Below are 3534 nucleotides of genomic sequence, written 5' to 3'. Positions count from 1 at the left end.
TTATCAATAATATGCGCTAGCCCGTAGCCCTTATGCGCTTTAGAATCTGTAACTTCTCCCCAAACTAAGTCTATATCGCCCAAGCCCTCTTTATGAAACGCTCCAGCCACTTGCCCTTTATAATTTGCAAGCTCGCCGTGCCGCGCAGCGTCCTCTGCTTCTAAAAGCAGCTTTTTAATCGCATTGCGCCCATTGTGGTAATATTCAATATAATTTGTCCCAAACTCTTTTAAAGGCTTAATATTTAGCATTTTTTCTAAATTTTGGCGAAAATAAGCATTCATAGGACTTAAAAACTCACGCTCTACAATCCTATTTGCCCTAGCCATTGCTAGACCATACATTGAATATCTTATCTCATCAGGGATTATGCGCGGCAGCTTGTCTATGGCTATATAATCTAGCACTTTTTTGTATTTAGCGCGATTATCTACAAACCCACCATCTTTTGTGCGGGGGGTTACAAAGGCATCATCGATTGAGAATCTCACCATATCTTTATAAAATTCATCTTGTGCTTGCCCGCTTAGGCTTTTGTATTCTAAAAAATCTGCATTCTTAAACATTTCTGCTTTGTAATCTTTAGCATCTTGTGCTAGAGAGCTTATCAGCATTTGCCTCTCTAGCTCCTCTTTGCTTATGCCCTTTAGCGCGGCTTTTGCGGCTAGTTGCTTCTCATCTAGCTCATCAAGTGCTGCTTGTAGCTCTAATTTTTGCGCTCTTGTATCTAAATAGCGTTTTTCTATGGATTTGCCTGCTTTCTTTTGTCCTTTCTGCACCCATTTTTCATATAGAGGCTCAAGCTTTCTAAGCTCCTCTTTTTTAGCCTCCCAATCTTTTAAAATGCTCTTTCTTTGCTGCCTAATCTCTTTTTCTAGCGCATCATATTGTGCTTGCGCGATTTTAGATTCTATGCTAGAATCCGCACTTGATAGCCCATTCAATCCTTGCGGATTCTTGCTGTCTTGGCTGGTAAAAGTTTGGATAAGGTCAGCGTTTTTAATTTTGCTTCTTATATTTCTAAATTGATTTGTTGGTATCCCTGTAATAAGTAATTTATCGCCATCATCTGTGATAAGCATATAATATAAATTATTATCTTGCGTTTCAAACTTTTTAATATACGTATTTCTCTCATTTGTGCTTAATTTTATATTATATTTTTCTAAGGTAGGTTCGACTAGATTCAAATATTTTAGCCTTTTATCAGAATCTATGCGCGTTTTTGTATGCCTCAAAAAATTCTCTTTATTGACTATTTCGCTCAAGCCTTGCGTTAAAAACTCCGCTTCGCTCAACTCTTTGGGCAATTTCTCACCCTTAAGATTCTCTAAATATTTAATCGCTTCATCTTTATTTTTAAAATCAATTTCTTTAGATTCTAAAGTGCCAGAATCCACAGCTTTAGATTCTGCGCCATCACGCACGCGCTTTATTGCCTGCTCATCAAAATAAGTTATTTTCTCGCCTACGCTCATGCCGCGGAAGCCTTGCGCTATAAGCACATCTGCAATACTAGGTAAAGTCTCAAAATCTATATCTAAATGCGCCGCTAGCACTTTTTGGAATCTATCTAAACAAATCACGCCTTTGCCTTTATAAATAAATAGCGCGATTTTATGGGATTTTTGCAGAATCTAAAGGGGCAAAGGAGTAAATCTATTTTTTAAACTATTTCTTTAAAGATTTTAGAACTTTTGGCAACAGGTTTAATCCACCTATAAAAAGCATCGCTAAACCTTCATTATATTTTTCCAAACATCATATTGCCATAAAATAAGCTTGCATAAAATTTCCTGCGGAGTTTGCTTATTTTTTATGCCTTTTTTAATATCTTGTGCGATTTGTCTAGGATAAACCACCCGCAAGCCCCTTGCCAAACTCCATAATATCAGGCATTTTATATCCCCCTGTGATGCCCATAAACTCATCATCAAGCACAGATTCTAAAACATGCTCAACAGCCAAAGCGCAATAAAGCACAGATTTATCGCACTCTAAATTGTTTTTTTTAATTCTTTTTTTGGCAGTTTGTATGGTGCTGCGCGTGAGTTTTAGAAAACCTTGCAACTCTATTCTTTCATTTTCGCGCAAGTTTTTAAGACTGCATATTTGAAAAAGAGCCAACTCAAAAGAATAGCATACATCAAATGAGAGGGCTTCGTAGCTTTTGTATTGCTTTTGAATAAGATGAGTTTTAGCCTCCTGCCAATCTTGCACGATATTAAGTGCCATAGGGCTTTGGGCTAGAAATAAAGAGGCTGCTACAGATACAAGCGCATTTCCAAACATTCTCACTCCTTTTTAGGCATTCTAGCATAAAAATACAAACTAGCAGTCCAGTCCCCCGCCCACGCGCCTTATAAAACCTAGTAACTATCTCTCTTATTGTTGGGTTGCCCTCTCCCCATTAAATCAAGTAGTTTTCTAAAGAATCTACGCACGCCCTTTGCAGTGGGAAAACTTAAAAGCACTATAAATACCACACTCAAACCATACAAAATCTTGCGCGATAAAAAATTTAAAAACAGCAGCGTATCTCCACCTTTTGTAAAATACTCATCAGCAGTCAAAAAGCACAGAAAAAGAAAGAAAATCCACGCATAAAACCACCACCCACCAAAAAATAAATGAATAAGTTGCGTATAAATATTATTAAGTTTTTCTGTGTTGCGCAGTGAGTGCTTACTATCGCTAATCTCCTCACTCATTTTTATATTTTTTAGCTCCTCATTAGAGCTTAGCGCGCGCTCATCGTTTATCTCTTTTGTCTGTGCTGTTTCAATAATATCACTCATTCTACGCCTAAAAATTTAAGTCTATAGCCCATTGAGACATTAGATACATTAAAATAATGAGCCATTTCCTCTAAAGTATATCCCTCTAAGACTAAGCTCATAACACTCTCTTTAGGCATAAGTAAATTTGCGGCAAAAAAATTAGCCTCAATCTCTTTAATTTCAAAGCCAAGAGATGAAATCTCATCTCTATAAGAAATGTGCCGACCCTCTTTTTGGCATTCTTCTTTATGTAAAACATAATGCCCTATTTCATGCGCGATAGAAAAGCGTTTGCGCGCATAGCCCTCACTTTTGGCAATATAAATGGTTCGCTCATTCATATCAAGCAGTCCCGCTATGCTATCTTTTGTAAATTTTGTCTCCATTACGCGCAGACCCATTGCATGCGCTAAATCTACCACTTTTATAGGGTATTCTCCATCGCTATGCGCTTTTAGAGTTTTTTGCGCGCGCAGCGCAATCTCCTTTTTTGTGAGACCCACGAAACTCCTTTATAAAAAATACCGTATTCTATTCATTTTTATTTAATATACAAACTAGCAGTCCAGTCCCCCGCCCACGCGCCTTATAAACTTAAAAGCCTCTTTAGCTTGCTTTTCATCTTTAAACTCTATGCCCACCATTTGCGCGTATTTGGTAAAATCCTCCATTGTGTCTATTTTCACATCTTGCATTTTAAATATTTTTTGCTCTCCTGCCTCTTTTTGCAATGTTTTAGATTCTATGGTAGAAT

5 protein-coding genes are annotated in these 3534 nt (G+C 37.4%); all 5 read right to left on the bottom strand.

The features are described from left to right. Positions 1-1586: putative barnase/colicin E5 family endoribonuclease (locus LS71_RS09540; RefSeq protein ID WP_034357002.1), on the bottom strand; the 1586-nt coding region annotated here is incomplete at its 3' end. 262 nt (positions 1587-1848) lie between these two features. Continuing rightward, positions 1849-2292 carry a hypothetical protein gene (locus tag LS71_RS09335; protein WP_034357005.1) on the bottom strand — a complete coding sequence of 148 codons (444 nt, stop codon included), beginning with the start codon at positions 2290-2292 and terminating at the stop codon, positions 1849-1851. Between the two features lie 77 nt (positions 2293-2369). Beyond that, on the bottom strand, positions 2370-2798 hold the full coding sequence (locus LS71_RS09330) for a hypothetical protein (RefSeq protein ID WP_034357007.1): 429 nt from the start codon (positions 2796-2798) through the stop codon (positions 2370-2372). Beyond that, the gene (locus tag LS71_RS09325; RefSeq protein ID WP_034357010.1) at positions 2795-3283 is read right to left on the bottom strand and encodes an ImmA/IrrE family metallo-endopeptidase; all 489 of its coding nucleotides are present in this window, start codon (positions 3281-3283) and stop codon (positions 2795-2797) included. Before LS71_RS09325 ends, LS71_RS09330 begins: the two co-directional genes overlap by 4 nt. Before the next feature lie 54 nt (positions 3284-3337). Then, the coding region (locus LS71_RS09535) for a hypothetical protein (RefSeq protein ID WP_034357012.1) at positions 3338-3534 on the bottom strand (197 nt) is incomplete at its 5' end.

Source organism: Helicobacter jaachi (assembly GCF_000763135.2).
Classification (GTDB): domain Bacteria; phylum Campylobacterota; class Campylobacteria; order Campylobacterales; family Helicobacteraceae; genus Helicobacter_C; species Helicobacter_C jaachi.
This window is presented reverse-complemented; position numbering and strand designations above follow the sequence as displayed.

Excerpts from the sequence above, each read along its gene's own strand:
- LS71_RS09335 (WP_034357005.1), bottom strand. The coding sequence starts at position 2,292 with ATGTTTGGAAATGCGCTTGTATCTGTAGCAGCCTCTTTATTTCTAGCC.
- LS71_RS09330 (WP_034357007.1), bottom strand. The coding sequence starts at position 2,798 with ATGAGTGATATTATTGAAACAGCACAGACAAAAGAGATAAACGATGAG.